This is a genomic window from Yoonia sp., assembly GCF_017854415.1.
Classification (GTDB): Bacteria; Pseudomonadota; Alphaproteobacteria; order Rhodobacterales; family Rhodobacteraceae; genus Yoonia.
The window spans coordinates 1-3,009 of record NZ_JAFMHR010000051.1; the positions used below are offsets into that span (position 1 = coordinate 1).

Genomic DNA, 3,009 nt, shown 5'->3' on the forward strand with positions numbered 1-3,009 from the left:
ACCAGCAAGGTGTAAAAAGCGTTTTCCCATGGGACAAACAATATCGTTCCGGCCATTAACTTGACGGCGCCTGCCCCCATGCCACCGATCGCGAACATGATCAGGCCAAACACAAACACGCCAGCAGAAAGCGCCAATTGCCAATATAATCCAGCGCGGTCGTCAGCCAGAACCAAGACCGACGCAAAAATCACAAACGGTAAAACACTCAACCAATTGGGAATGCGACCAGTTCTGATTTCCAGCGCCATCGCCGAAATCAAAATAGCGGCCATGGCGAATGTTGCGTATTGCGCGATCATCGGGGCGTTCCTTTACCAAGTCTTAGGACCGCTTATGGCAAACAGATGACCCTAAGACACCCCATGGCTTTGCAGAAAACTGACAAGTGCGGCAGTTGAGCCATCTTTGCCACCAGTGCCGACTTGCCCTTCGACCACTGGTTGCAATGCTGTGGCCAATTCCTTGCCCAACTCTACCCCCCATTGATCATAAGAATTAATACCAAGCACAACGCCCTCGACGAACACACGGTGCTCATAGAGCGCCACAATCTGCCCCAGTACTTCAGGGGTCAGCTGTGGATATGCGATCGTTACAGAAGGCCGGTTGCCTTTGAACACGCGGTGGCGGGCTTGGCGGTCCAGTTCTGCGCCTTCGAATTTTCCGTCCAGTTTCGCACGGGCTTCATCCAAAGTACGCCCCCGCATCAAGGCTTCGGATTGGGCAAGGCAGTTGGCGACCAATAGCTGATGTTGGTGATGCAATGCGTCTTCGTGGCCGCGTGCGGCGACAAGGAATTCACACGGGACCACACGGGTGCCTTGGTGGATCAATTGATAGAACGCGTGCTGGCCGTTTGTACCCGGTTCGCCCCAAACGACCGGACCACTGTGCACGGTCAAATCCGTGCCGTCCATCGCGACACTCTTGCCGTTACTTTCCATCTCAAGCTGTTGAAGATAGGCCGGTAAACGATTGAGAAGGTTATCATAAGGCAATACAGCGCGCGTGGTATATCCGCAAATTTGGTTGTGCCAGATCCCCACAAGCGCCAGCATCGCAGGCAAGTTCTCTTGCCAGTCGGCGGCCTGAAAATGGCGGTCCATGTCCTGCGCGCCGCGCAAGAACGCACGAAAAGCGTCCGGCCCCACGGCGATCATCAGCGACAGACCAATCGGACCCCACATCGAATAGCGGCCACCAACCCAGTCTTCAAAACCGAACACACGGGATGGATCGATACCGAAAGCGGCCGTCTTATCAGCAGCTGTAGACAAAGCCGCAAACTGCGCACCTGTATCGGTGACCGTGTCGCTCATCCAAGCTTGCGCCGTACGCGCGTTCGTCATGGTTTCAATCGTTGTGAACGTCTTTGAGGCGACAATCACAAGTGTAGTCGCCGGATCACAGCCGCGTAAAACGCCCGCAATATCAGCAGGATCAACGTTGCTTACAAAATGGCAGCGCGGTCCATCATGGTAAGGTGCAAGTGCTTGGACAGCCATCGCAGGCCCTAGATCAGAGCCACCAATGCCGATATTGACCACATCGGTGATCTTACCGCCCTGCCCTTGAAATACGCCATCACGCACGTCACTGGCAAAGCTGCCCATGCGTGCCAAAGTCTCTAACACGTTCGGCATAACGTCCTGCCCGTCGACAAAGACGGGACCGCCATCAAGATTACGCAACGCGGTGTGCAAAACAGCACGGCCTTCGGTTTCGTTGATCGGCTGGCCCGCAAACATCGCATCACGTTTTGTCGCCACGCCAGAGGCATCCAACAAAGCGAGCAATAGCGCACGCCCGTCTGCGTCTATATTGGTCTTGGCGTAATCAAGGCGCATATCGCCCATTTGCGCCACGAAATCAGCAGCGCGGGCCTCATCGACCAGATCGGCAAAACGACGGTCCGCGACTTGCGCGTGATGCGCCTTGAGTTTGTCCCACATGCTTAACGCTCCGCCCAATGCACGATTGATCCGTTTAAAATTGCAGCGACTGGTGCTTCTTGCGCCGACAGATGCCGCGCACGTTCCAATGCCGCGCGTTTTTCACCGCCAACAATCACGATGTGGCGGCTCATTGCCGATTTTAGAACCTTCGCGGACAGCGTGATCCTCGGCTCTGGCGCACCGGGGGCACGCATTGCCACCAACAGATCATCACCGTGCAAGGCATGATCCAATTGGTCCGCCCCCGGAAAGATCGACGCCGTGTGCATATCTGCGCCCATTCCCAACAACATGACGGAAATCGGCAATTCAGGCGCTAGCGCTGCCGCCAATTCCGGCAGTTTTTCTTCAGGTGTTTCCGCGTCCGCATAAAGCGGCAGGTAAGTCGCGCCCGCTGCCCGTTCAATAAGCAAACGTTCGCGCAACAACCGCGTATTGGAACGTGGGGACGTTTCCGGAACCCAACGCTCGTCCGTGAGCATCACGCGTACCCGTCCCCAGTCCAGATCGACGGCGCACAGGCTATCGAATATTGGGCCGGGTGTGGTGCCGCCCGGGACGGCAAGCGACGCGTAATCATTGCCAAGCAATGCGTTTTCCAACTCACTTGCCAAGATATCAGCAAGGTCCATCATCATCATTTCAGAATCTGGGTATTCAACAATTTTCATAACGTTATCCTTTCATAAAGGCGTTTTCATGCGGCAGATCAGCCCTTGATCTCGCGCCACTTACGTCCGTCACGGTGCATCAACATCATCGCATCCTCAGGTCCGGCAGACCCCGCGTCATAGATTTTGGGTACGTCATTGCGAGCTTCCCAACCTTCAATCAGCGGATCGGTCCATGCCCATGCCGCTTCGACCTCGTCGCCGCGCATGAACAGGGTTTGGTTGCCGCGAATAACATCCATGATCAGCCGCTCGTAGGCGTCGGTCACGTCTTCTGCATCTTCGCCCAATGCATCTGCAAATGTCATGTCCAAAGGCACATCAATCAGACGCATACCACCCGGACCAGGTTCTTTGATCGTGACCTGCAAATCCATGCC

At 55.4% G+C, this 3,009-nt stretch carries 3 protein-coding genes and 1 pseudogene; all 4 read right to left on the minus strand.

The window, feature by feature from the left end:
* The coding region (locus QZ197_RS07590; RefSeq protein WP_296431277.1) for a prepilin peptidase at positions 1-302 on the minus strand (302 nt) is incomplete at its 3' end.
* A gap of 51 nt (positions 303-353) precedes the next feature.
* The gene (gene pgi, locus QZ197_RS07595; protein WP_296431278.1) at positions 354-1,955 is read right to left on the minus strand and encodes a glucose-6-phosphate isomerase; all 1,602 of its coding nucleotides are present in this window, start codon (positions 1,953-1,955) and stop codon (positions 354-356) included.
* A 2-nt stretch (positions 1,956-1,957) separates the two neighbouring features.
* A complete protein-coding gene (pgl, locus tag QZ197_RS07600; RefSeq protein ID WP_296431279.1) occupies positions 1,958-2,629 on the minus strand; it encodes a 6-phosphogluconolactonase in 672 nt (223 codons plus the stop codon).
* Between the two features lie 38 nt (positions 2,630-2,667).
* Positions 2,668-3,009: pseudogene (locus QZ197_RS07605) on the minus strand (glucose-6-phosphate dehydrogenase); the annotation flags it as partial.